24 protein-coding genes and 1 riboswitch are annotated in these 24,148 nt (G+C 45.1%); of the genes, 5 read left to right on the forward strand and 19 right to left on the reverse strand.

The features are described 5' to 3' along the window. Positions 1 to 32: 32 nt before the first annotated feature. Positions 33 to 1,040, reverse strand: a complete 1,008-nt coding sequence (yutH, locus tag QNH36_RS20685) for a spore coat putative kinase YutH (protein WP_144478541.1) — start codon at positions 1,038 to 1,040, stop codon at positions 33 to 35. A gap of 194 nt (positions 1,041 to 1,234) precedes the next feature. Between yutH and QNH36_RS20690 the strand changes: the two genes are divergently transcribed. Beyond that, a complete protein-coding gene (locus QNH36_RS20690) occupies positions 1,235 to 1,744 on the forward strand; it encodes a phosphatidylglycerophosphatase A family protein (protein WP_144478539.1) in 510 nt (169 codons plus the stop codon). A 46-nt stretch (positions 1,745 to 1,790) separates the two neighbouring features. Here QNH36_RS20690 and QNH36_RS20695 read toward each other — a convergent pair whose 3' ends face one another. From QNH36_RS20695 to QNH36_RS20705, 3 genes are all read right to left on the reverse strand, one after another. Further along, the gene (locus QNH36_RS20695; protein WP_251542861.1) at positions 1,791 to 2,555 is read right to left on the reverse strand and encodes a TIGR01457 family HAD-type hydrolase; all 765 of its coding nucleotides are present in this window, start codon (positions 2,553 to 2,555) and stop codon (positions 1,791 to 1,793) included. A 160-nt stretch (positions 2,556 to 2,715) separates the two neighbouring features. Then, complete coding sequence (locus tag QNH36_RS20700) at positions 2,716 to 3,153, reverse strand: DUF86 domain-containing protein (RefSeq protein ID WP_144478535.1); 438 nt, start codon at positions 3,151 to 3,153, stop codon at positions 2,716 to 2,718. A gap of 22 nt (positions 3,154 to 3,175) precedes the next feature. Continuing rightward, positions 3,176 to 4,411: an EAL domain-containing protein gene (locus tag QNH36_RS20705; protein WP_251542863.1), complete on the reverse strand. Its 1,236-nt coding sequence runs from the start codon at positions 4,409 to 4,411 to the stop codon at positions 3,176 to 3,178. Positions 4,412 to 5,546: 1,135 nt separating this feature from the next. Between QNH36_RS20705 and QNH36_RS20710 the strand changes: the two genes are divergently transcribed. Further along, positions 5,547 to 5,813: a DUF3055 domain-containing protein gene (locus tag QNH36_RS20710; RefSeq protein WP_144478531.1), complete on the forward strand. Its 267-nt coding sequence runs from the start codon at positions 5,547 to 5,549 to the stop codon at positions 5,811 to 5,813. A 76-nt stretch (positions 5,814 to 5,889) separates the two neighbouring features. Further along, positions 5,890 to 6,177 (forward strand): cytosolic protein, encoded by a 288-nt coding sequence (locus tag QNH36_RS20715; protein WP_144478529.1) that lies wholly within the window; start codon positions 5,890 to 5,892, stop codon positions 6,175 to 6,177. Positions 6,178 to 6,227: 50 nt separating this feature from the next. On the opposite strand, the gene QNH36_RS20720 is transcribed toward QNH36_RS20715, so the two are convergent. Next, positions 6,228 to 6,518 carry a YutD family protein gene (locus QNH36_RS20720; protein ID WP_144478527.1) on the reverse strand — a complete coding sequence of 97 codons (291 nt, stop codon included), beginning with the start codon at positions 6,516 to 6,518 and terminating at the stop codon, positions 6,228 to 6,230. A 148-nt stretch (positions 6,519 to 6,666) separates the two neighbouring features. Between QNH36_RS20720 and QNH36_RS20725 the strand changes: the two genes are divergently transcribed. Further along, positions 6,667 to 7,365, forward strand: coding sequence for a YhcN/YlaJ family sporulation lipoprotein (locus tag QNH36_RS20725; protein WP_283904103.1), 699 nt, complete (start codon positions 6,667 to 6,669; stop codon positions 7,363 to 7,365). 50 nt (positions 7,366 to 7,415) lie between these two features. Here the strand turns inward: QNH36_RS20725 and lipA are convergent, their stop codons facing one another. Further along, complete coding sequence (lipA, locus tag QNH36_RS20730) at positions 7,416 to 8,330, reverse strand: lipoyl synthase (protein WP_186326802.1); 915 nt, start codon at positions 8,328 to 8,330, stop codon at positions 7,416 to 7,418. 300 nt (positions 8,331 to 8,630) lie between these two features. On the opposite strand from lipA, the gene QNH36_RS20735 reads away from it, so the two are divergent. Then, entirely contained in the window at positions 8,631 to 9,572 is a 942-nt protein-coding gene (locus tag QNH36_RS20735; RefSeq protein WP_283905448.1) for a M23 family metallopeptidase, read from the forward strand. Positions 9,573 to 9,619: 47 nt separating this feature from the next. Here the strand turns inward: QNH36_RS20735 and QNH36_RS20740 are convergent, their stop codons facing one another. The 13 genes from QNH36_RS20740 to sufC all read right to left on the reverse strand — a co-directional run bounded on the left by QNH36_RS20740 (position 9,620) and on the right by sufC (position 24,006). Continuing rightward, positions 9,620 to 9,721 carry a methionine/alanine import family NSS transporter small subunit gene (locus tag QNH36_RS20740; protein ID WP_144478523.1) on the reverse strand — a complete coding sequence of 34 codons (102 nt, stop codon included), beginning with the start codon at positions 9,719 to 9,721 and terminating at the stop codon, positions 9,620 to 9,622. Continuing rightward, complete coding sequence (locus QNH36_RS20745) at positions 9,721 to 11,232, reverse strand: sodium-dependent transporter (protein ID WP_144478521.1); 1,512 nt, start codon at positions 11,230 to 11,232, stop codon at positions 9,721 to 9,723. The genes QNH36_RS20740 and QNH36_RS20745 overlap by 1 nt, the downstream gene beginning before the upstream one ends. A 250-nt stretch (positions 11,233 to 11,482) precedes the next feature. After that, positions 11,483 to 13,069, reverse strand: a complete 1,587-nt coding sequence (locus tag QNH36_RS20750) for a Na+/H+ antiporter NhaC family protein (protein WP_144478519.1) — start codon at positions 13,067 to 13,069, stop codon at positions 11,483 to 11,485. A 137-nt stretch (positions 13,070 to 13,206) separates the two neighbouring features. Next, positions 13,207 to 13,390, reverse strand: a riboswitch (Lysine riboswitch). Positions 13,391 to 13,456: 66 nt separating this feature from the next. After that, on the reverse strand, positions 13,457 to 14,215 hold the full coding sequence (gene yunB / locus QNH36_RS20755; RefSeq protein ID WP_144478517.1) for a sporulation protein YunB: 759 nt from the start codon (positions 14,213 to 14,215) through the stop codon (positions 13,457 to 13,459). Positions 14,216 to 14,324: 109 nt separating this feature from the next. Further along, entirely contained in the window at positions 14,325 to 15,434 is a 1,110-nt protein-coding gene (locus QNH36_RS20760; RefSeq protein WP_283904104.1) for an HD-GYP domain-containing protein, read from the reverse strand. A gap of 296 nt (positions 15,435 to 15,730) precedes the next feature. Then, positions 15,731 to 16,033 carry a YunC family protein gene (locus tag QNH36_RS20765; protein ID WP_283904105.1) on the reverse strand — a complete coding sequence of 101 codons (303 nt, stop codon included), beginning with the start codon at positions 16,031 to 16,033 and terminating at the stop codon, positions 15,731 to 15,733. 68 nt (positions 16,034 to 16,101) lie between these two features. Continuing rightward, complete coding sequence (locus QNH36_RS20770; RefSeq protein WP_283904106.1) at positions 16,102 to 17,484, reverse strand: bifunctional metallophosphatase/5'-nucleotidase; 1,383 nt, start codon at positions 17,482 to 17,484, stop codon at positions 16,102 to 16,104. A gap of 64 nt (positions 17,485 to 17,548) precedes the next feature. Continuing rightward, positions 17,549 to 18,397, reverse strand: coding sequence for a DUF72 domain-containing protein (locus QNH36_RS20775; RefSeq protein ID WP_283904107.1), 849 nt, complete (start codon positions 18,395 to 18,397; stop codon positions 17,549 to 17,551). Positions 18,398 to 18,721: 324 nt separating this feature from the next. Then, positions 18,722 to 20,119 carry a Fe-S cluster assembly protein SufB gene (sufB, locus tag QNH36_RS20780; protein WP_144478507.1) on the reverse strand — a complete coding sequence of 466 codons (1,398 nt, stop codon included), beginning with the start codon at positions 20,117 to 20,119 and terminating at the stop codon, positions 18,722 to 18,724. 110 nt (positions 20,120 to 20,229) lie between these two features. Continuing rightward, on the reverse strand, positions 20,230 to 20,676 hold the full coding sequence (gene sufU, locus QNH36_RS20785; RefSeq protein ID WP_283904108.1) for a Fe-S cluster assembly sulfur transfer protein SufU: 447 nt from the start codon (positions 20,674 to 20,676) through the stop codon (positions 20,230 to 20,232). Beyond that, positions 20,666 to 21,895 carry a cysteine desulfurase gene (locus QNH36_RS20790; RefSeq protein ID WP_144478503.1) on the reverse strand — a complete coding sequence of 410 codons (1,230 nt, stop codon included), beginning with the start codon at positions 21,893 to 21,895 and terminating at the stop codon, positions 20,666 to 20,668. The genes sufU and QNH36_RS20790 overlap by 11 nt, the downstream gene beginning before the upstream one ends. Next, a complete protein-coding gene (gene sufD, locus QNH36_RS20795; protein ID WP_144478501.1) occupies positions 21,895 to 23,202 on the reverse strand; it encodes a Fe-S cluster assembly protein SufD in 1,308 nt (435 codons plus the stop codon). Before sufD ends, QNH36_RS20790 begins: the two co-directional genes overlap by 1 nt. Positions 23,203 to 23,220: 18 nt before the next feature. Continuing rightward, positions 23,221 to 24,006 carry a Fe-S cluster assembly ATPase SufC gene (gene sufC, locus QNH36_RS20800; protein ID WP_144478499.1) on the reverse strand — a complete coding sequence of 262 codons (786 nt, stop codon included), beginning with the start codon at positions 24,004 to 24,006 and terminating at the stop codon, positions 23,221 to 23,223. Positions 24,007 to 24,148 lie beyond the last annotated feature (142 nt).

Genomic DNA, 24,148 nt, shown 5'->3' on the forward strand with positions numbered 1-24,148 from the left:
TTCATTCTATCACATTTACGCAAAAGCTTCGACTACCGTAATAACCACTCAACCGGAGGAAGCTTCGCCATTTTCACAGGTGCATCGCCAATCTGGTAAAAATGGCTTAAAAAACGTTCGTAATCACTGCTTTGGTCCAGATACTTCCGCAAACGGTCCTCAAGCTGGCGCTTTGTCTGTTCTGACTGGGTAATATAGTAATTTTCGATTGCTTCATAGTAGTGAAGCGGAAACAGCAGCCTGGAGTACAGAAGCCTCCATGAAAACGGCGACAGCATTGTCAGACTCTGGTACTCATTAAGGAAGTTTTTGATTTCCGGCTGGCTCGTCTGGATGTTGGCAAAATAACGCTCCCTTACCCACTCTGCCAGATCGCGGCTTCCATGGTCGAACACCCACTCAAATGGATTTTTCACAAAATACGGCCCTCTCCAGACTGTATTGGTGAAGCGCTCATGGCAGACAGTGCCGTGGTCAATCTTTGTCGGCTTATCATCGATCTCCGTATCTGCAAGATATTGGATGGCATTTTCCGACAATCCCATATAATACGGAAAAGACTCCATGAACATTCTCTCAAAATCGTTCTCAGGCTCAGTATAGAGTTTGCCGCTCCACACCTTTTCCATCTGGTCCAGCCGCTTTTCCCAGAGCTGTTTCCACTGTCCGACCCTGTTCATCCCTTCAACCTTGAAAGGGATTTGCCTGCCTCTTGCATGGAATCTGGCCAGCTTCCTGCCTGTTCGCAATTTCTCCGGCATCGGTGCGGCACGACTCTGCAGCACACAGTACTTTCTTCCCTCCCATTCGCAAATCTGGCGTCCTTCCTTGTCTGTAAGCAGCTGCGAAACGTTGCGGTCACCAGCTTTTTGCATATGGTCAGCGATTCTCGAAAGCTCGCTTATCTCTTGCTCTTTTGCCCCATTAGCGTCCATAATCAAATAAAGCCCTTCATTCTGTTTATATCCATGATATCTTCCAAGAGATACTTCTGAATCCGGAAAAATCCCATATACTTCTTTTAACATCTTTTGAAACATCAAACAGCACCTCTCTCCAAGCCATTCTTTTACAAATATATGTGCCGGACTGTAAAACAATGAAATGAATAACTGGCTTCATTCGGGAAATGATTTAAAGGAATGAATTCTTTCACTAAAACGGATTAAGCGGAATAATTTAGGTTAAATAGGATATGAAGATAGCTGCGATTAAAAACAGAAAGGTGATGCAGATGTTAGAAAAGAAACGCGCCATTCATATGACAGAGGAAACTGCCCGGAAATGGCTTCACGAACGCGGGGTTGAAATAGAGGATATTGCGAAACTTGTGTTCTTCTTGCAGGAGAAGTATCATCCGAACCTGCAGATGGACGATTGCATCCAGAATGTCGAGCGAGTATTGTCCAAACGTGAGGTCCAGAATGCCATCCTGACAGGAATCCAGCTTGATATCCTCGCAGAGCAGAAGAAGCTTGGCGAACCGCTTCAATCCATTATTGAAACAGATGAGAGCCTGTATGGCGTGGATGAGATTCTCGCTTTCTCAATCGTCAATATCTATGGTTCGATTGGATTCACCAACTACGGGTTCATTGATAAAGCAAAACCGGGTATCCTTGAACTCCTTAATGATAAAGAAAAGTCAGGTAAATGCCATACATTCCTGGATGATATTGTGGGAGCTGTTGCAGCGGCTGCTTCAAGCCGACTTGCACACCGAGCGGCGAATGTAGAGGAATAATGATAAAGGGACTTGCAGCCGGCGATGGCGCAAGTCCCTTCTGTTTTTATACTTCCCAGTCATCCAATGAATCGACTGTATAGGTTGGCATTTCATCGTAACCCTTCAGCAGTTCCTTCGTTGTGACCCCCGTGTGTACAAGCAGAGTATCCATTCCGGCCCTCATGCCTGCGAGAATGTCGGTATCATAATAGTCCCCGACCATCAACGTCTCTTCCTTCGCAGTTCCCAGGACCTTCAGTGCCTGTTCCATGATCACTGATTCCGGCTTGCCAATGAAGATTGGGTCTGTTTGCGTGGAAACAGCGATGACTGATGTCAGTGATCCATTTCCCGGAAGCAGGCCACGTTCTGTCGGAATTGCGATATCTCCATTAGTTGAAATGAAAGTGGCCCCGTTCCTGACCGCAAGGCAGCCAACTGCCAGCTTTTCATAGGTAATGCCGCGGTCAATTCCGGAAACGACGAAATCCGCTTCTTCCCCTGCAAACCGGAGCCCTTTTTCCTCGATAGCTGTCTGAATCCCCTCTTCGCCAATCACGTATACGGTCGCATCTTGCTTTTGCTCATAAATATAGTTGGCCGTTGCCTGACTTGTCGTAAAAACCTGCTCCTCAGTGGTTGGGATATCAAAGCTCCGCAGCTTTTTCGCCACCTGGGCCGGTGTACGCGAAGAATTATTTGTGACGAATAAATAAGGAATTCCAGCTGCAATCAGCCTTTTTATAAAATCCGAAGCCGCCTCGATCCGTTCTGAGCCCCTGTACATCGTTCCATCTAAATCAATCAGATAGCCTTTATATTTTTTCATGATGATCACTCCTATGCATAATGTTCCCTTGTTGTGCTAAAACGAATAATCCCATTTTATTAAAGTAGAGCAGGCAGTGCAAAGGACAAAGCTCACAGCAAAGAAAAAGAGACCGACTTATGAACTGCTCAGTTCATCTTATCGGTCTCTTCATCCAGCTTTACTTTTTAAAAGCGGAAACCGGGCCTAGTTCATTCGTTAGATATTCCCTGACCTTCACCGGAAACAGCTTGAGTTGCGGAAGTTCAGACTTGAAGGTTTGGATCAGGCTTCCATGGTCCACATCAGTGTATTGCTGGACTAGCATCTTCCTGAACAGGACGATTTTTTTCAAGCCTGCGCTCATGTCAGGCGTCACGACTTTTTCATCATCGAGGATATCGATGATGTCTTCATAGCTGCCCGGGTCACGCATGATGAAGCCATCAATCATCGAATTGCCCACATCAAGAACAGCCTCCACCATCGTATGCGCTGCACGCTCGAGGGCCGCTTTTTCCATAGGCGTTTCCCATGATCCATTGCTTTCAAAAAAATCAATCTGCCTGTCCAAAAACTCCAATGTTTGCTCAATTTGATCCCTGTCGACAAAATACATTCCTTATCACCTCTCGAAGATGCTAGACGGTTTTCAATAATCCAGGACGGGCGTAAAAATAACCTTGTGCCAGTTCAACCTTGTTCCGTGAGAGGACTGATGCTTCATGCTCATTTTCGATTCCTTCGGCTATGACAGTAGAGCCTGCTTCCTTTGCGACAAGCAGAAGCCCTTTCAGCATCGACTCCTTCACAGAGTTCTTGTCGATGTTCTGGATGACGGACCGGTCGATCTTGATGACATCCGGCATGATCTCACTGATGGTATTCAGGCTGGCATATCCCGCTCCTGTATCATCCACCGCAATCTTGATACCCATTCCTCTTAACACCTTTATATTATAGATAAAATTATCGATTCCCTCAATCGAGTCCCGTTCGGTGATTTCCAGGGTGATCTGATTCGGCTTGATGCCTTCATAGGATTTCATCATTGTTTTCAAATCACGGACGAATCGAAAATTGCCAAGCGTGATCGGCGTAAAATTAATGAAGATATCATCCTGGCAGCCAGTTGACGTAATTTGGTCAAGCGTTTTCCTCAGGACAATCATTTCAAGCTCATACAGCATATTCGTCTGCCTCGCGACTGAAAAAAGCTGCAGTGGACTTTCGAGGGCTGTCCCCTCAGGACCGCGGGTCAGCATCTCCCACGCACGGACCTCCTTAGTGGCGACGTCAATGATTGGCTGTGCCAAAAGTTTTATATTCTGCCGGGAGATGATTTTGTTCATTTCATAAACCATTTCATTGAATTCCGTCTGAATCCGCTTTTCAGCCATCGCAAACGCCTGCTGATGAGCCTTCAAGACCGCTTCATGTACGGACCCTACTGATTTATCAATAAAAATGAATCCCGTGTCAAAGATAGGCTGGACGGTCGGATACTCATGAAAAATCCTGCTTTCCGCTTCCCTGAGGATTTTCTTCATCTTCCCATCAATCTCCGAGATACAATGCCTGTTATGGTCAATCCTTATAAACAGGCTCAAGCTGTCACTATAGTAATCATGCAGGACAATCATGTCCTCTTTTTCAATTTCCAATTCAATCACAGCTTTGAAATGACGCTTCAAAGCCTTGTGGTACTTCCACGTCTCCCCACCAAGCTGAGCCGCCAGCTCGCGGTGATTTTTGATCGTATAGGCGATGACTGCCACTTCACAGCCACTGTTAAAAGCCTTCTTCACCCCTGTTACAACAGGATCCCTCAAGATGAACTGAGGCGGATAATAACAAAGCGATGAATGAGGCAACATTATTTTCCCCCAACCAAGCAGGTTGTCCAATATGCTAGTAACACGGCGGGCCATAGGTTTCAATCCTCTCAGACGATGACTAGAACTTTTTCTTAATTGTACCATATTTCGCTAAAATAGACCTTTTTTACTAGATAGTTATTTCAAAATATTTTTACTCTTTGTTATGGTAGGGAATGTAGGGAAAGGGCATCACGAATAAATTCTTGTTTATGACAGCTTTTCTGGCTTCTCCCTCAACCCTGTCTGAATTACGGGGTTTTTTTGACAGCTTTTCTTGCTTCTCACCTAAACCTGTCAGAATTACGGGGTTTTTTTGACAGCTTTTTTACTTCTCCCTCAAACCTGTCAGAATTACGGAGGTTTTTTGACAGCTTTTTTTGCTTCTCCCTCAAACCTGTCCGAATTACAGAGGTTTTTTGACAGCTTTTTTTGCTTCTCCCTCAAACCTGTCCGAATTACGGAGGTTTTTTGACAGCTTTTTTTGCTTCTCCCTCAAACCTGTCCGAATTACAGAGGTTTTTTGACAGCTTTTCATGCTTCTCACCTAAACCTGTCAGAATTACGGAGGTTTTTTGACAGCTTTTTTTGCTTCTCCCTCAAACCTGTCCGAATTACAGAGGTTTTTTGACAGCTTTTCATGCTTCTCACCTAAACCTGTCAGAATTACGGGGGTTTTTTGACAGCTTTTCATGCTTCTCACCTAAACCTGTCAGAATTACGGGGTTTTTTTGACAGCTTTTTTACTTCTCCCTCAAACCTGTCAGTATTACGGGGTTTTTTTGACAGCTTTTCTTGTTACTCCCTCAAACCTGTCCGAACTCGGCGCTACTTCTGACAGCTTTCCCTGTTCTCCTCCCAAACCTGTCCGAACTGTGACTGGTTTTTAAATCCTTTCCCTACTAATCCTGTCTGAAATAGGTCTTTTCGCATTTTCCCGCAAAGATAAATTCAGAAACAAAAGTTTTTCTGGTAAGATTGATGGTGGGTGAGAATGCTGCCAAAATGGAGGAGAGAGATTTTGGAATGCGAAGGACACTGTCCGCTACATCACAGCACACCATCTCTCGAACACAAGCCGCATCTTGTGATGGTTGAAAAAATACATACTTTTACAGCACATAGGAGGTTCACGATGACGGAACAATTTTTTTTATACGATGAAACAGAAGCGACAAAAACACGCTTTGTAAGCTTTGTGGGTGAAAACCAGCGTTTTGACCTTGCCATCCTGCAGACAGGAAGATATTATGGCAAGAGTATCGTATTGGATATCCAGGGGAGCCGATTCGCGATCCTTGGCCACGATGACCTTGATGAAGAAGGCTATCTCGAATATGCCTACAACTTATCCGAAGAAGATGCGGAAGAACTTCGCTCATTCCTGCGGCCAATCCTTTAATCTGGAATGAACTGTTTGTTTGATTTGTCTTTTCAAAGAAATACTAAAAAGACAACAAGCAAAAGAAGGTGAGTTCATGAGCAAGGAAGACAGCGAAAAGTACTCTGATTTTTCGAATGTTGAAAAGCAAAAGAACTATATAACGGCTGAAGACTTACCTGATGGACCATATGGTTCGCCATTCCGGATGGATGAACCGGTTGAGGGTAAAAGCACACCTTGGCGTGAGGGACAACGGACCTACAGTAACTTCAATTATGAATTCAAGTCCCTTCATCAGGGTACACCAAGAAAAGAAGCTGGTGCCCACCCAACCCATGATGATCCGAGCGAAAGTGAGCAGCCGCCATATAGCGACATGTAAAAAAAGGAATGCTCCAATCACAGTATTGGAGCATTCCTTCGTTTTCTATTCTATTTATCCTGACCTTGCTTCGCTACCTTCTTGGCGACAAAATAGGCACAGCCAAAATTGCAGTACTCATATAAGTATTCACTTACCGTACTGATTTTCGTATCGAATGTTGATTTCTGGTTCTGGTCATCGAAAAAGCCTCTTAAGCGAAGCTGCCCATATCCCCAGTCACCAACTATATAGTCATATTTCGTCAGAATCTCGCTGTATCTGGCTCGAAATGCTTCCTCATTAAAGCCATTCCGTTCTTCATCCACTATTTCATAGCATAGGTTATTGATGCAAATCATTGGTAGGTCCACCTCTTTTTCCATAACGATCTGTCTTGGTCAACAAGCTAACGTGCCTGCGCTTTTCTTAATTATAACTTATTCCCCATCAATTACTAAGCAAAAAAAATAATTTCGGAGCCATTCTAATCAATAGGGGGTGTTTTAATTGAAAAAAGCATTAATGGCTCTTGGTATTTGCGGAACAGTGGCTATGACTGGATGTGCTGCGGGTGACGATAATGCCGCACAGGAAGGCCGTGATGGCAGGACTGGTATTTACCAGCAAAGCGGAAACACACTGAATGTTAATGATCAGCGTCCTGACTTATATAACGAAGATGGACGTAAAGGATTGAAAAATAGAAGCGAGGACTTCGGATACGTCCGTCAGCAGAGAACTGGTGTAATGGGAGCTAAAAATCCAGAAAACGCATACGAAGCGATCGACCGCGAGCGTATCGCCGATATGATCAGCAGGTTCAGTTTGATGGCACCGAATGTCGATGATGTGTCAACACTTGTCACTGATGAGGAAGTACTAATTGTATACCAGACAGATTCTGCAAATCGCAACGAAACTGCAGACCAGGTGAAACGGATGGCAATGTCAGTCGTTCCGCGCTGGTTCCATGTATACGTTTCAGACGATACTAGCCTGCGAAAAGAAGTAGAGAACTTCGCCTCGCTTGATACCGATAGCCGCAATGTCGACGATTTGGTCGATGGCGTCATCAAGCAGATGCTTAAATCTCCTCAAGGCCGGCCTATGAGCACTGGCGAAAATGCCAATGGCGAGGCAAAAGGCGAATTGAATGAAGAAACTGACAAGGACGATATGTCAACACAGATGAAAAAGGGTCAATAATGAAGAGAGTTCAGCATGATTCATGCTGAACTCTTTTTTATGATTTTCAATTATGCCTGCTGTGCTTCCTGCTCTGCAAGCTGTTGTTTATGTTTCGCTGCTGAGTTGACCTGTTCATCGGCATGGTAGGATGAACGGACAAGAGGGCCTGCCTCGCAATGGCTGAAGCCTTTCGCCAGTGCAATTTCCCTTAGCTCGGCAAACTCATCCGGATGATAGTACTTCTGTACCTCAAGATGCTTTTTGGAAGGCTGCAAATATTGGCCAAGTGTAAGGATGTCCACATTGTTCGCACGCAAATCATCCATTGCTTCGATCAATTCTTCCTTCGTTTCGCCCAGGCCAACCATGATGCTTGACTTTGTCGGAATGTCCGGCTGCATTTCTTTTGCCCTGCGCAGGAATTCCAGTGAACGTTCATAGGTAGCACGAGCACGGATTCTAGGTGTCAGGCGCTTTACCGTTTCGACATTGTGGTTAAGAATATCCGGGCGAGCATCCATCAGTGTCTGCAGGTTTTCTGCAACTCCGCCCATATCAGAAGGCAGTACTTCAATAGAGGTAAACGGATTTTTCCGGCGGATTGCTCTTACAGTCTCAGCAAATACAGCTGCCCCTCCATCCTTCAGGTCATCGCGGGCTACCGCTGTTACGACGACGTGCTTAAGGTTCATTAGGGTAACGGAATCCGCTACTCTTTCTGGCTCCTGCCAGTCAAGTTCCGTAGGCAGTCCCGTTTTTACAGCACAAAAACGGCATGCACGCGTACATACATCGCCAAGGATCATGAAGGTCGCAGTCCGTCTAACTGCCCAGCATTCATGGATGTTCGGGCACTTTGCTTCTTCACACACAGTATGTAGGTTTTTCTCGCGCATCATCTTTTTTAAGCCCGTATAGTTTTCGTTCGTATTTAACTTTATTTTCAGCCAATCAGGCTTTCTCTGTACCTCTTTTTTGCTCATTATTTTCACTCCATTCCTGCTGCACTTCCTCAAGAACACCATGAAAAAATCAAGGCTGGCATACAGCTTCTGATGTCACTTTAACATAATGGAATACTATCGACAAGTACGATATCTTTGCGATTACCATTATTTGATATTTATGAAAAACCCCCATCATCGCAAACTAACAGAAGACAAGCGGAAGCATATTTTATATGCTCGAGCTGGAAAATAAAGGAGTCAAATCATGAAGGGAGGATTACGGTGAAATTCCTTAAAGCAGTTATCGTTCTTTTTTTCCTATGTCCTGTCCTTTCTGTGGATTTAGCATCTGCAGCTGAGCAGGACCAGGATATCTATAAAAAGAGAATGGATCTCTACACTCAAGTTGAAGCGGTTACCCAGATTCCCTGGTATTATATTGCTGCGGTGGATCAATATGAACGGAATGTCCGCCAGGCAAGAAAGGACTTGCCAAAAGCTGAAGGTACAGCCGGAATTTACTTCAAGCCGGAAGAGTGGGCTGGACTTCTGAATCCAAATCTGGAGGATGACAGTCCAGTTTCCATACAATTTTTCAATGGAATCGGGTTCGATGGAAATGGTGACGGCAAAGCAAGCCTGAAGGATGATGAAGATGTAATCCAGGCTTTCGCCCAATATCTCCTTAATTACGGTACAGACCATGAGAATATTAAAATTGGCCTCTGGAATTACTATAAACGCGATAAGACAGTCGGAATCATCATAGGAAAAGCGATGATCTACAAGCATTTTGGACGCTTGGACCTTGATACACATGTATTCCCTCTCCCGCTTCGGAGCAACCACAGCTATAACAACACTTGGGGAGATGCACGCGGTTGGGGCGGCAGACGTATCCATGAAGGGACGGATATTTTCGCCGGCTATGGAGTACCAGTCCGAGCCACAGGGTATGGCATTATTGAAATGAAAGGCTGGAACAAATATGGCGGATGGCGGGTCGGCATCCGTGATATCAATAATACCTACCATTACTTCGCCCACCTGAGCGGGTTTGCAAAGGACCTTAGAGTAGGGCAGATCGTTGAGCCTGGAACGGTCATAGGCGGTGTGGGAAGCTCCGGGTACGGGCCGCCGGGAACCAGCGGGAAATTCCCCCCGCACCTGCATTATGGCATGTACAAGGACAATGGCTATACTGAATGGTCCTTCGATCCATACCCTCATTTGAAGTTATGGTCCAGGCAGGAAAGAGCGAGGTTGAAGAAAAGATAGACATCAAAAAAGGCCAGCCTATCCTCAGGCTGACCTTTTGTCTTTTCTTATGAACGGGCTTTTCTAACAGCATGGATTACACTTGCTGCGAGTCCTCCCCAGATAATGACCATACCCACTACCATCATTGCAACTGCGCTAGCATCCATTACTTAGCAACCCCCTTGTCTTGTGGAACTTCATAAAGTGCAGTATCCCATTTCTTTGCTTTTGCAAAAATGAATCCAACAATAACAGCACCGATTGCGACAAACCATCCATAGTAGACATTGAACATGACTGGATAGCCGCCATAACTTGTTTTAATATCTGTCATGATGTTCATGACCATCATGATACCCAATACTACTGGAGTGATGTATTTCAGGGAAATCACCCACCAGCTTCCAAGACGGATATCAGAAATTGCATCAGCATGGTTTTGCAGGTTCTTCAGTTCCTTTGCAACCCATACAATGAAGACTACTTCAACAAGACCGGCAAGAGCGACACCATAGTTATTGATGAACGCATCTGCTGTGTCAAGGAAATTCAAGCCGCCCTGTGTTGCGAACAGGATGGAAACCAATGCAGATAGACCGCCGCCGATTGCTACTGCCTTAGTACGGGAAACATTGAATTTGTCCTGTACCCCGGCAATATATGTTTCAACAATTGAAATCAACGAAGACAGTCCTGCCAGTGTTAAGCTGACGAAGAACAGTACTCCGAACGCCGCACTGAACGCCGGCAATTCATTTATGATCTGCGGGAAGACCGCAAATGCAAGGATAACCCCTTTGCTTACCACTTCATCAATTGGAACGCCTTGCTGCATTGCCATGAAGCCCAATGCCGCGAATACGCCGATACCAGCCAGCAATTCAAAGGAAGAGTTGGCAAAAGCAGTAATGAAAGCGTTGTTTGTAATATCAGATTTCTTAGGAAGATAACTTGAGTACGTGATCATGATTGCAAATGCGATCGATAAACTGAAGAAAATCTGTCCATATGCCGCTACCCATACTTTACCGTTCAGGATCTGGCTCCAGTCAGGCTTGAAAAATGCGTTTACACCATCAATTGCTCCATCCAGAGTCAATGCGCGAACAACAATAATCATAAATAAAATAACAAGTGCAGGAATAAAGATCTTGTTCGCTACTTCAATACCTTTCTTGACGCCTTTGAACAAAATACCAAGAGAAATGACCCATACAATGACTAATGGCAGGAATACACCTGGTACGATACCGCCTACCTGGCCAGCGTCCACTACCTTTAAATAATCCCCAACAAGGAAGCTAAGCGGATCGTCTCCCCACTGCTTGCTGAGCGAGAAATAAGCGTAGGACATTGCCCATGCGATAATGACTGCGTAATACGTCGAAATGACAAAAGAAATAGCAAGCTGCCACCAGCCAAGCCATTCTGCGCCTTTTCGCATCTTGAAATAACTTAATGGTGCAGATCCGCGGTACTTATGACCGATGGTGAATTCCAAAATCAAAATTGGGATACCTGCTGTTAATAAAGCAAATAAGTATGGGAAGAAGAATGCTCCCCCGCCATTCTCATAAGCTACACCCGGGAAGCGCCAAATATTTCCCAACCCGACTGCCGAACCTACCGCAGCAAGAATGAATCCTGCCCTCGTGCCCCACTGTGGACGATTTTCCATTTATAAATCCCCCTTGCCTTCTAATCACCTGGAAAATATTGATGAATTAGAAAGTTTTATATTTTCAGATTATTTGGTCTAGAAATAGTATAGCTAGTTTTTAATGGCTTGTCAAAATATTATTTGCGTCATAATAAATTTTTTTCGATAAAATTTTCCCAACTATACTAAAACTCCTATTAATTAGGATTCTATTCCCGCTATTTTAAAAATATGAAAAAAAGCTGTCTGATACCAGACAGCTTTTTCATTATTCTGCTAGATTTTCTTTCAGTACTTCTTCCTGGTTTGTTTTGCTTCCGAAGATGAACGCAAAAGCAACCAGCAGGATGGCCACTACTGCAAGTGCTGCGAGCGTGCTGCCTGTAAAACCGAGGACCAGGAATCCGACAGCAGAAATTGCTGCTGAAATCAGCGCGTATGGCAGCTGTGTCATGACATGGTCCATATGATGTGAACCAGCACCTGTTGATGATAGGATCGTTGTATCGGAAATTGGCGAGCAGTGGTCTCCAAAAACTGCACCAGCCAGGACAGCTGCTAAAGCAGGCAAAAGAATTGTAATATCAGCAGCCGCTGCGATATCTCCTGCAATCGGAAGCAGTATTCCGAATGATCCCCATGATGTTCCTGTTGAGAACGCCATGATTCCGGCTACGAGGAACAACAGGAATGGCAGGAAGGCAATATTGATGTTTGAGCTTTCAACGATGCCTGCCAGATATTTACCTGTTTCAAGCCGGCCAATCAGGTCAACGATGACCCAGGCAAAAACGAGAATATAGATAGCCGGAAGCATTGATTTAATGCCCTCAGCTAGTCCTTTTCCAAAGACATTGGCATTGACGCCTTTTAATACAGCCGCCTGTCTGACAAAAAGAATCAACGCTACAGCAAGTCCCAACAATCCGCCAGTTACAAGAGATTTGGTGACATCTGTATTTTCAAAAATACCGAAAATGGTTACTTTTCCTTCAACAGCACTTGCGCCTGTCCAGAGCATCATGCCTACTGTTCCTACGACAAGGGCTACAATCGGCCATACAAGGTCTCCAACAGTACCTTTCGTACTCGTTGGCAGATCATCCTTCAGTTCCCCTGGTACCGGCTTGTCCTGAGGAACAACAATTCCTTCCGTAATCGCAAGTTCCTCATGCTTTTTCATTGGGCCGATTTCAACATTCCTAAGAGCAACAATGAACACCATTGCCAATGCTGCAAGAGCATAGAAGTTCATCGGCACGATCTGCATGAACCCTGAGAACGCACTGTATTCATTCACGCCGTGTGCAGCAAGGATTGTACCAATCAATGCAATGATATAAGCACCCCAGCTGGAAATCGGAGAGATGACACACATTGGTGCTGAAGTTGAATCGATTATATAGGCCAGTTTTGCGCGCGAAACCTTCTGGCGGTCCGTGATTGGACGAGTGATCTGCCCTACAGCCAGTGCATTGAAATAATCATCAATAAAAATAATAATGCCAAGGAAAGCACCGACTAATTGAGCTCCAGCTCTTGTTTTGACACGCTTCATTGCCCATTCGCCGAACGCTCGGCTTCCTCCTGAAATAGAAATGAAGGCTGTAATTGTACCCAAAAGCAGCAAAAATAAAATGATGTATAAGCTATACGTGTTCAGTTCGCCATCAGCGATGACTATCCCCTTGGCTGCATCCCACATAATAGCGAATGTTTCAATGATATTAAAGTCAGCAAGCAAAAACGCTGCTGCGACGATGCCTGTCCCCAAAGACAATAGCACCCGCCTTGTGATCACTACCATCAAAATAGCCAATAATGGCGGCAGCAATGAAAAAATTGTGTTCTCCATTCTTTCTCCTCCTTGTTTTTGACAGGGGGGAAACTGTTCCATGAAAAGAGTTGTAGCCACTTTCTAAAAAATATAAAAAAGGGCAACGATAGAGAACATTCTATCGCTGCCCTTAATAAGCAACTAGTTTCTCCATCACGATCTGTAGCTCCCCATTATGGATATACCTCCATAATGACAGTGATACTCCTGTTCAAAGTATCCCCAGCAATAAAAAATGCGACTCATTTTTTATTACTTCGGCAAAATTCCCTTTCTGCTGTGATCAACGTTGTCATCCTCACACAGCTTACTCTTGAATCCTGCGCCTCTACCCCATCGGAATGATGTGGTTTATTATTCAATTGATTTTATAATATAACAATATCACTAACTTGACAACTGTTATTATTCGCCAGGAAGCTGGATGGCTGGGGATGTATCTCCTCCGCCATTGTAGAACTGTGGTACTTTTCCAGGATAATAGAAGCTGCCAATCGGAATATTTTCCTGAACGGTTGCGATTTCTGTCGCAAAAGGAATAATGATTTGCACATTCACTTTTACCCTGACCGATACATTTATAAGGGTATTATTGATCCCATGCTCTTCAGTATCCCAGACGACATCCGCCGTCACATCGCCGATTGCATTGAACTTCACCGGAACCCTTGGCCCCATATTACCGAGCAGCGCATTGTTGGTCGCCTGACCCAAAGGAACATAATAAATGATTCCTTCTTCCCTGTCTTTTTCATCGGTTACGAGCTCGACATCGGATAACATTTCTAGAGAGGTAAGATTCCCTCTTTCTGCTTCTTTCAGGTTCATTTGTACAATATTGGTTGTTTCCGCTTTTACCCGGTTGATGATTTCTGTGTTGAATTTCACCACAGTGGTTGTACCTCCATCCACCGGTACAAATTCAATTACTTTATCAATATCCATCCCGCTGGCTATTTTTTTGTTGATTGCCTTGTTGATAACCAGAGTCGCAATTTTTCTTGTCTGGGATTCAGCATATTTCATCAAAGTCGGTTCAAGTCCTTTATCGATGATCCAAAGTCCTGCGGCAGTGGAAAAGGAAAAAAATACGAATGTCAGCAGGAATACATACCTGAAAGGCAAGGGCCCTTTCCGAGGCAGCCGCCGGCCGAATTTTGCCAAAACAAATCCCCCCTCTAAAGCTATATGTATGCTTCAAAGGGGGGAACTAGCCTAAAAACTATAATTACTTTGTCTCATAGTAAAAGGAATTTCACTTAGCGGAACGAAATTAATAATTCGTTGCATACTCGTATTGTATGATCGTATCACAGCTGACAATCATCTGTGATAGATTGGATTTTAGATCCAGGTTGTATGGTTCCACTCTTTGGCCGCTTTCCTCCAGAATACGGACAACAGGCCGCTCGCTCAAACCAGGATTTTGTTGTGCTACGACTCCCTTCCGGCCATCACTCAGGGTGACAGTCAGGCCGATTGGATAGATGGCCACAGCTCTGCGGAACGCGTCTACGATCTTTGGGTCAAACAGGCTGCCTGCACCGGAATAAAGGATTTCCAGGCCTTCATGCGGCAGCATTGCCGGCCGGTATACCCGATTGGATGTGACAGCATCAAATACATCCGCCACTCCGAGGATTTTTCCGAATAAGTGGATTTCAGCCTCCTTTAAACCTCGCGGATACCCCGCTCCATTCAACCGTTCATGATGCTGATACGCACAATGGGCAACAATCAGCGGGACAGTCGGAATATTCCTGAGCATCTGGAAGCCGTCCTCAGCATGGGCCTTGATGATTTGGAATTCTTCCGCAGTCAGTTTGCCTGGCTTTGATAAAATTTCTTCGGGGACCTTCATTTTCCCTACATCATGCAAAATCGCCCCGAGCCCCAGCTGTTCAAGTTCCTTCGGAGAGAGCTTCATTTCTATTCCAATCGCAAGCGAGTAAAGTGTGACGTTCAAGCTATGCGAAAAAATATAATGGTCATGCAGGAATACATCCGAAAGCAGGTTCAATAGATCTTTGCTGCTCTTTAATTCATCAAGTAAAGCAACAATCAGCTTCTTGAATTTCCTCGCCGATTTTTCCAGCACGAAGGTTTGTGAGATCTTGGAATCCAGCTGAACTTGTTTAAAAGTTTCCCCGATTGTCATGATCGCATTGATCCGCATTTCATCTGGTATCGCGTTTTTCACGATGATATCATCGGTATCAGGGTCTTTAATATAGATATAATCAATCCTAAACTCTTCAAGCCTTTTCAGAATGTTTCGCTCGAGCCGTACACCCACATTTAGCAGGATTTGGCCCTGATCATTATAAATGGCTTTCCCGAGTAAAGTCCCTTCCTCTACCGATGTGGTGGCTACGAGTCTCATGTTCATTCCCACTTTATCTGTTAATTGGCGGCTATGTCTGCCTTATCATGAATAAAGAAAATTTTACATAAAACGACAATATTTTCTTATATTCTATCACAATTACAAATCATTGGGTCATTCGTTTTCCTTTTTGAGTTGGGAAAAAACGAGCCCATTTTTTTCATTCAATCATTATATCGGATTGAAAACTCACTTTTTATACTGCTTCTGCAAAAATTCACTTGGAGTACACAAAAAAGACAGCTCTTCAGGCTGTCTTTTTAAGTGGTTGTTTCCATATGTGAAATGTCTGCTTAATTCATTAGCAGCAATGCTTCCCTGCCGACCATCCCTTTTGTGGCGCCAAGGTTCTCCGCCTCGAATGTGACGGACTCAAGCGGGGCTTCGAGCAATTCTTCAATCGTTTTCACGCCAACCGCCCTGCCTGCAATGACTTTCCTGCTCTTGAGCTTTTCATTGAGAAGCGCGACATCAAGGGCGCCGCACATTATATATCCTTTGTCGCCGGTAACGACAAGAAGGTTTGTCTTTGGCAATTTTACAGATATGCATAAAAATGTTTTGCCTTCTATTTCAATGGGTGACATATCGATCATGACCACAACTCCTCCCTTCAATCCCAATAACACTCTATGAAGATGACGGGGAAAGCGTGATATTTTGATCAAATATTAATGGTCATATTTGTAAGCTTCCACTCAAGCAGATTGCGGAGGAACTCCGGCAGCCAGTATCGTTTTTCCTCAGCACGCTGGATTTCCGGAAAAAACCGGCCGAACGTGAACATATCGGGAATGGCGAGCAAGTACTGCTTTTTCGCATCAATGAGCTCGCCGTTGATGAACACTTGCTGGACATTGCCCTTTTGGCGAAACTCAATCCCGTCGTACTCCATGACACCCATCACGGTGCCGCGGAAGCCAAGTCCTTTTATCTGCAGATGGGGCCATGATTCATCCCTTGTCTGAAGGAGTACTTCTTTCAGTTCCGCACCTGACATGTTGATCGTACATGGATTGATCGGGTGCGGACAGATTTCGAGGAGGTCGAATCTCGTTACATCCCCCTGCTTGAGGCCCTTAAGAATCATGCCAGCATTCATAAAGGCGCAGTCTGCATCACACCACTCTCTTAAAGCCTGAACGAGCAGCCTTGCCAGTTCGGTATGCTGCATGGGGTCGGCTGTTAACTTAGCAGGCAGATTCGCCACCGGCTCACCCATAAGTTCTCTTCCTTCCATGTAATAGGCTGCAGCCATCTCCTTTTCGTCTTCCGCCTGGCCGGCTTCATTCATATCGTACAGAAGAGCCGTTTTCTGCAAAATCCGCTTTGAATCCACATCCAGCTTCACAGTCACATGGCCGGTGTAATATCCAAATTTGCCAGCACCCGCGAGCAAACTCGAGCCAACCTCTTTCCCTTCATGTAAAATATGATGTGTGTGCCCGCCAAGAATGACGTCAATTTCCGGGAACTGTTCTGCAATCCTTTCATCATCATGAATCCCGAGATGGGATAACAGAATGATGACATCACTTTGTATTTTTAACTCATCGACACAGTTCTCAATTTCCTCCATTGGGTCGGTCACCTTCCATCCGAGCTGCTCATAGAAGCGCCCGAAATTGACCGTGACACCAATTACTCCGATCCTTGTGCCTTTTTTGCTTATGTACACATGATAAGGCTTTGCCCAAACCGGACGGCTTCCATCCTGATTGTATAGATTCGCCACAAGCATCTCGAATTCTTTTTCCAGATACATCGAATCCAGATCCTCGAAAGGAAGTGTAATGCCTTCATTGTTCCCAATGGTTCCGGCATCATAACCGGCTTCATTCAGCAGTCGGCAATTCGCCTTCCCCCTTGTCGCATCTGATAATGGGTGCCAGCGGTCCATATGATCCCCAATATCAAAAACGAAAACCTCATCGCCTTCTTCCTCATGCCAGCGCCGCCGCTCAGTTACAAGCTTATGGATACTCGTCCAGTGCTCCAAATGGCTATGCAAATCATTCGTATGGTATATATGAATCATTTCTTCCATTGAACCATCATTCCTCTTTTAAAATGAAGTGTCCCCTCGCTGCTTCCAGTAGGGGAATCCAGTATCAAAACAAATCAAGCTGTCTCGGGTTCAGCCCTTCATATTCGATATCCAATAAATCCATCATCTGTTTCGCGTTATCAGCCGCATCCCCGCCGGAATTGTTATTGAACAGGGCGAATACCTGGGAAGTCCCTTCATCAAGCTTTCGAAGGTTCTCTGCCCACTCTGTCAATTCTGCCTGATTATAGCGATATAAATAACGTACTTCGCGCCAATCCTGGCCTCTTCCCTTTTTGTTCCATCCATGGACATTGCGGCCATGGAAGCGGACAAGGACCTTCTCCTTGGATGTGGATCGAAGCACGGTTGGAATCGAGCCTTCCCCTGCCTGCGGCTCATCACAAATGCTGTGGATCCAATTTTCCTTTTGCATGAACTCAAGCGTCTTATCGCGCATCTCACCTGCAAACCATGACTGGTTCCGGAACTCGAGCGCACAGTCAATATCCCCCATCTGCTCGCGGCACCAGCGCAAATAATCGACATTCTCTTTGCGCAGGTCAAACCATGGCGGGAACTGGAACAGCGTCATCGCATGCTTATTGGCCTCAAGATAGGGCCTCAGCGACTCTTTGTAGGCTGTGAACATCTCATTTTTATCTGTAAAAGGAATTTCACCGCGCTGATGGCCGGTCATTCCCTGATACGCTTTTACAATGAATTGAAACTTGTCTGGTGTATCCTCTGCCCATTTCGCCGCGTTCTTCACAGGCTGCACAGCGTAAAACGAGGCATCGACCTCAACTGCAGGAAAGTGGCTGGAATACTCCTTCAGTTTATCACGAGGCGAAACCTTGCCTTCATATAAACTGTCATGGTCTCCCCAACCCGTTAAGCCAACAATAATCATCTGTGCACCTCCATTTTCCCTTCATAATAGCACAATTAAGCGCTGAACTAGAACTAAGACATGTTCTCCCCTTTTTTCCCGCTTATAGAGGTGAAAAAACATTGATGGAGTCAGCGTCTCCTCGCGCTTTAGTCGTTCTTTGCTGAAAATCAACCCGGAATCCGGTATATATTCTCTATGGTTTTATCAATATTCTCTACGATTTTTATAATAATCTCTACGATTTCATCGTTAATCTCTACGAAATGTTTACGATTCTCTACAAATTCCATAAAACAGTAAAAAATCCACCTGCCTGAGCAGGTGGATTCCCGTAATCATCTATTAACCAATTGAACCTTCCATCTCGAACTTGATCAGGCGGTTCATTTCGACTGCGTATTCCATTGGCAGTTCTTTTGTGAACGGCTCGATGAAGCCCATGACGATCATTTCTGTTGCTTCTTCTTCGGAGACTCCGCGGCTCATCAGGTAGAACAGTTGCTCTTCTGATACCTTGGAAACCTTCGCTTCGTGCTCAAGAGAAATGTTGTCGTTCAGGATTTCATTGTATGGAATCGTGTCTGAAGTAGACTTGTTATCCATGATCAGCGTATCGCACTCAATGTTTGAGCGGGCGCCGTCGGCTTTGCGTCCGAAGTGGACGATACCGCGGTATGTTACTTTTCCGCCTTGCTTTGAGATTGATTTTGATACGATGGTTGATGATGTGTTCGGTGCAAGGTGGATCATTTTCGCACCTGCATCCTGGTGCTGGCCTTTACCAGCAATAGCGATTGATAATGTCATACCGCGAGCGCCTTCACCCTTAAGGATGACTGCTGGGTATTTCATAGTCAGCTTGGAACCGATGTTGCCATCGATCCATTCCATTGTCGCATTCGCTTCACAAACCGCACGCTTTGTAACAAGGTTGAAGACGTTGTTTGCCCAGTTCTGGATTGTTGTATAACGGCAATATGCGTCCTTTTTGATGATGATTTCAACGACCGCACTATGAAGGGAGTTCGTTGTGTAAACAGGAGCTGTACATCCTTCAACATAGTGTACGTGCGCGCCTTCATCAACGATGATCAGTGTACGCTCGAACTGTCCCATGTTTTCGGAGTTGATGCGGAAGTACGCCTGAAGCGGAGTATCCACTTTGATTCCTTTTGGAACATAGATGAAAGATCCGCCAGACCAGACCGCAGAGTTCAAAGCTGAAAACTTGTTGTCTGTCGGTGGGATGACTTTTCCGAAATGCTCACGGAAAATGTCTTCGTTTTCTTTCAGAGCAGAATCCGTGTCTTTGAAAACGATTCCCAGCTCTTCAAGCTCTTCCTTCATGTTGTGGTATACAACCTCTGATTCATATTGTGCAGAAACACCAGCAAGGTATTTTTGCTCAGCTTCAGGGATTCCAAGCTTGTCAAAAGTAGCCTTGATTTCATCAGGTACTTCATCCCATGACTTTTCAGATTTCTCAGATGGTTTTACATAGTACGTGATTTCATCAAAGTTCAATGAAGCCATGTCTCCGCCCCATTGAGGCATTGGCATATTGTAGAAGTGCTCCAATGATTTTAAACGGAAGTCCAGCATCCACTGGGGCTCTTCCTTCATTTTCGAAATTTCTTCAACGATTTCACGCGTCAGACCGCGCTTAGACCGGAAGATGGAAACGTCTTTATCGGAAAATCCATATTTATAATCACCGATCTCTGGCATTTTTTTAGCCATCGTCGAATTCCTCCATTCTTAAAGCGGGAACCAATAATTCCTGCTTTGTAGTTGTCCGCTGCAGGCCAATCCCCTGCAGCACGTTCGGAAAAATCATCTTGCGATGATTTTTATTGGCTGTCTTCCTCTTCCTTCAGGCCTTTCTCCATTGCCTTCCATGCAAGAGTAGCACATTTGATCCTTGCCGGGAATTTCGCCACACCTTGCAGTGCTTCGATATCCCCGAGGTCAAGATCATCCTCTTCATATTCTTTTCCCTGCATGATGTCAGAAAAAACCGATGAAAGCTTTAAAGCTTCCTCGATGTTTCTTCCTTTTACCGCCTGCGTCATCATCGAAGCAGAGGACATGGAAATCGAGCAGCCTTCCCCTTCAAATTTCGCGTCCGCAACTTTGCCGTCTTCGACTTTCATCGTCAGCTGGATGCGGTCGCCGCATGTCGGGTTGTTCATGTTGACTGTCAGGCTGCCTTCTGCCAAAACACCTTTATTGCGAGGGTTCTTATAGTGATCCATAATAACTTGCCGATAAAGGTTATCTAAATTATTAAAAGACATCGCTGAAATACTCCTTTGTTTTGACAAGTCCGGCTACGAGCTTGTCAATATCTTCTTCTGTGTTGTACAGGTAGAAGCTTGCACGTGCTGTCGCGGATGCCTTCAGCCATTTCATCAAAGGCTGTGCACAATGATGGCCCGCGCGGACGGCGATTCCTTCAGCATCTAATACAGTTGCCACATCATGTGGGTGTACGTCATCAATATTGAATGTTACGAGTCCAGCACGCTTGCCAGCTTCCTTCGGCCCATAGATGGTCATGCCGTCAATTTCAGACATTTTATCCATCGCATAGGCCGCAAGAGCGTGTTCATGCTTCTCGATATTGTCGAGTCCGATTTCATTAAGGAAGTCGATGGCTGCACCCAGACCGATCGCACCAGCAATGATCGGGGTACCGCCCTCGAATTTCCACGGCAGCTCTTTCCATGTTGATTCGTAGAGACCTACAAAATCAATCATTTCGCCGCCAAACTCAACCGGTTCCATTTTTTCAAGAAGTGCCTTCTTGCCATATAGTACGCCGATCCCCGTCGGCCCGCACATCTTATGTCCGGAAAAAGCGAGAAAGTCGCAATTCAAATCCTGGACATCAATCTTCATGTGCGGTGCACTCTGGGCACCATCGACGACCATGATCGCACCATTCTGATGGGCAATTTCAGCAATCTCCTTGATCGGGTTCATGACACCCAGAACGTTTGAAACCTGCATGATCGAAACGATTTTTGTATTCTCTGTCACTGTTTCTCTGACAGTATCAAGTGAAATCGTGCCGTCTTCCTGCAGATCGATATATTTCAATGTTGCACCCGTTTTTTTAGCTACCTGCTGCCATGGGATGATATTGCTGTGATGCTCCATGTAGGAGATGACAATCTCATCGCCTTCTTTAAGGTTATCGCGCGCATAGCTTGCCGCTACCGTATTGATGGCAGTTGTAGTTCCACGGGTGAAAATGATTTCTTCGATAGATTTTGCGTTAATGAACTTGCGGACCTTTTCCCTTGCTCCCTCGTAACCATCGGTCGCTCTTGTTCCAAGAGTGTGCACTCCGCGGTGAACGTTGGAGTTGTATTCGCGATAATATTTATCCAGCGCTTCGATCACCTGCACCGGCTTTTGTGATGTCGCCGCGCTGTCAAGGTAGACAAGCGGGCTGCCATTGACTTCCTGATTCAGAATCGGAAATAATTCACGAATTTCGCGGGCGTTCATTATTTAACTTTCCTTTCGATGACCTCGACCAATTGCTTTTTAACTCCCTCGATCGGAAGCTCATTTACAACAGGTGCAAGGAATCCATGGATGACAAGGCGCTCTGCCTCGTGCTGCGGAATACCGCGGCTCATCAAGTAGTAAAGCTGCAATGGATCAACCCGTCCAACAGAAGCCGCGTGGCCGGCTGTAACATCATCTTCGTCAATTAGAAGAATTGGGTTCGCATCCCCACGTGCTTTTTCGCTAAGCATCAGAACGCGTGATTCCTGTTCCGCATTGGACTTGGAAGCGCCGTGTTCGATTTTTCCGATTCCGTTGAAGATAGAAGTAGCGCTATCCTTCACAACACCGTGCTTGAGGATGTAGCCTTCTGAATTTTTACCGAAATGGATGATGCTGGTCGTGAAGTTCTGAGTCTGTTCTCCACGTCCGACAACAACTGTCTTAATGTCGGAATAAGAACCATCACCAACCAAGTTGGTAACATTATCAGAAATGGTGTTACCGTCGTTCATCATGCCCAGAGCCCACTCGATCCGTGCGTCTCTTCCAGCATGGCCGCGGCGGTTCACATAAGTTGTAAGGCCTTCCGCCAGTGTATCAACCGCACCGTACTGGATTTTCGCATTTTGGCCAGCGATTGCTTCCGTTACGATGTTAACCAATCCGCTCACTTTGCCAGTAGTTGAGATATAGTTCTCGACATATGTCACAGAGCTATTGTCTTCAGCAACAACAAGCACATGGTTGAACAAGTTCGCTTCTGCATCATCATGCAGGAAGATCGCCTGGATTGGGCTGTTCAGTTGTACATTTTTCGGAACATAAAGGAATGCCCCGCCGTTCATGAATGCTGTGTGGAGAGCGGTCAAACGGTGCTCGTCGTTTTTCACAGCTGACATGAAGTATTTCTTCAGCAGATCACTGTATTCGCGTGCCGCTGTGAAAATATCAGTGAAAATAACGCCTTGCTCCTGCATTTCCTTGGAAAGCTGGAGGTATGCAGGCTTGTTGTTGCGCTGAACATACAGGCTGTTTTCCTTAGCTTCCTGGTCAACAAGTGCTTTTACTTCTTCAGGAAGCTCGTCGATGGATGAAAAAACATCGCTTTTAACGAGCAGCTTCTCGAATTGTGTGAAATTCCATTTATCAATCTTCGTCTTATCCGGTCTTGGCATAGAAAGATCTTCTGCTTTTGCAAGAGATTGCGTGCGAAGCTCGGTCAGCCATTCCGGTTCGTTCATTTCTTTTGAGAAGGAAGTAATGTACTCCTGGTCAAAAGCCCATTTCGTTTCCGTAGTCATTATAAATCCCCCCAACGCTTAAGCTTCTTGCCCAACTGTTTCGTCTTCGATGCCCAGTTCTTTCTTAATCCAGTCGTACCCTTCTGCTTCTAAGCGCTGTGCAAGTTCTGGTCCGCCAGACTTCACAATGCGGCCCTGCATCATAACGTGAACATAGTCAGGAGTGATGTAATCAAGAAGGCGCTGGTAGTGAGTGATAATCAAGCAGCCGAAATCTTCGCCGCGCATTTCGTTGATTCCTTTAGAAACAACCTTCAATGCATCGATATCAAGACCTGAGTCGATTTCGTCAAGGATTGCAATTTTTGGTTCAAGCATCATCAATTGAAGGATTTCGTTACGCTTCTTCTCACCGCCGGAGAAACCTTCGTTAAGATAACGCTGTGCCATATCAAGATCCATTTCAAGGAATTCCATTTGCTTATCCATCTTGCGGATGAATTTCATAAGAGAAATTTCATTGCCTTCGCCAAGACGGCTGTTCAAAGCAGAACGAAGGAAGTCAGCATTCGTTACACCGCTGATTTCACTTGGGTATTGCATCGCAAGGAAAAGACCAGCGCGTGCTCTTTCGTCCACTTCCATTTCAAGAACATCTTCGCCATCAAGAGTAACAGAACCGTTCGTTACTTCATATTTAGGATGACCCATGATAGAAGAAGATAAAGTTGATTTACCAGTACCATTCGGTCCCATGATCGCGTGGATTTCTCCACCTTTAACTTCAAGGTTCACACCTTTTAATATCTGCTTGCCTTCAATCTCAACCTGAAGGTCCTTAATTGATAATACAGATCCTGCCATAATAATACCTCCGTCAATATAGAAAAGATTTTAAGCCGACTATTGCCGTCTTTAACTCTATTCTCATTTTATTCTCATTACAATCTTATAACAAATGAAAAGTGTTAGCAACACCTTAGAAGTGGAAAGAGGAATATCAAAA

Source organism: Mesobacillus sp. AQ2 (assembly GCF_030122805.1).
Classification (GTDB): domain Bacteria; phylum Bacillota; class Bacilli; order Bacillales; family Cytobacillaceae; genus Mesobacillus; species Mesobacillus oceanisediminis_A.

Coding starts and splice junctions, on each gene's coding strand:
- QNH36_RS20740 (WP_144478523.1), bottom strand. CDS start 9,721: ATGGATGCTAGCGCAGTTGCAATGATGGTAGTGGGTATGGTCATTATC.
- QNH36_RS20750 (WP_144478519.1), bottom strand. CDS start 13,069: ATGGAGAACACAATTTTTTCATTGCTGCCGCCATTATTGGCTATTTTG.
- QNH36_RS20690 (WP_144478539.1), top strand. CDS start 1,235: ATGTTAGAAAAGAAACGCGCCATTCATATGACAGAGGAAACTGCCCGG.
- QNH36_RS20695 (WP_251542861.1), bottom strand. CDS start 2,555: ATGAAAAAATATAAAGGCTATCTGATTGATTTAGATGGAACGATGTAC.
- sufC (WP_144478499.1), bottom strand. CDS start 24,006: ATGGCAGGATCTGTATTATCAATTAAGGACCTTCAGGTTGAGATTGAA.
- QNH36_RS20705 (WP_251542863.1), bottom strand. CDS start 4,411: ATGTTGCCTCATTCATCGCTTTGTTATTATCCGCCTCAGTTCATCTTG.
- QNH36_RS20700 (WP_144478535.1), bottom strand. CDS start 3,153: ATGTATTTTGTCGACAGGGATCAAATTGAGCAAACATTGGAGTTTTTG.
- QNH36_RS20720 (WP_144478527.1), bottom strand. CDS start 6,518: ATGATTTGCATCAATAACCTATGCTATGAAATAGTGGATGAAGAACGG.
- sufB (WP_144478507.1), bottom strand. CDS start 20,119: ATGGCTAAAAAAATGCCAGAGATCGGTGATTATAAATATGGATTTTCC.
- QNH36_RS20710 (WP_144478531.1), top strand. CDS start 5,547: ATGACGGAACAATTTTTTTTATACGATGAAACAGAAGCGACAAAAACA.
- sufU (WP_283904108.1), bottom strand. CDS start 20,676: ATGTCTTTTAATAATTTAGATAACCTTTATCGGCAAGTTATTATGGAT.
- yutH (WP_144478541.1), bottom strand. CDS start 1,040: ATGTTTCAAAAGATGTTAAAAGAAGTATATGGGATTTTTCCGGATTCA.
- QNH36_RS20775 (WP_283904107.1), bottom strand. CDS start 18,397: ATGATTATTGTTGGCTTAACGGGTTGGGGAGACCATGACAGTTTATAT.
- lipA (WP_186326802.1), bottom strand. CDS start 8,330: ATGAGCAAAAAAGAGGTACAGAGAAAGCCTGATTGGCTGAAAATAAAG.
- QNH36_RS20790 (WP_144478503.1), bottom strand. CDS start 21,895: ATGAACGCCCGCGAAATTCGTGAATTATTTCCGATTCTGAATCAGGAA.
- QNH36_RS20715 (WP_144478529.1), top strand. CDS start 5,890: ATGAGCAAGGAAGACAGCGAAAAGTACTCTGATTTTTCGAATGTTGAA.
- QNH36_RS20770 (WP_283904106.1), bottom strand. CDS start 17,484: ATGGAAGAAATGATTCATATATACCATACGAATGATTTGCATAGCCAT.
- sufD (WP_144478501.1), bottom strand. CDS start 23,202: ATGACTACGGAAACGAAATGGGCTTTTGACCAGGAGTACATTACTTCC.
- QNH36_RS20760 (WP_283904104.1), bottom strand. CDS start 15,434: ATGAGACTCGTAGCCACCACATCGGTAGAGGAAGGGACTTTACTCGGG.
- QNH36_RS20765 (WP_283904105.1), bottom strand. CDS start 16,033: ATGATCGATATGTCACCCATTGAAATAGAAGGCAAAACATTTTTATGC.
- QNH36_RS20745 (WP_144478521.1), bottom strand. CDS start 11,232: ATGGAAAATCGTCCACAGTGGGGCACGAGGGCAGGATTCATTCTTGCT.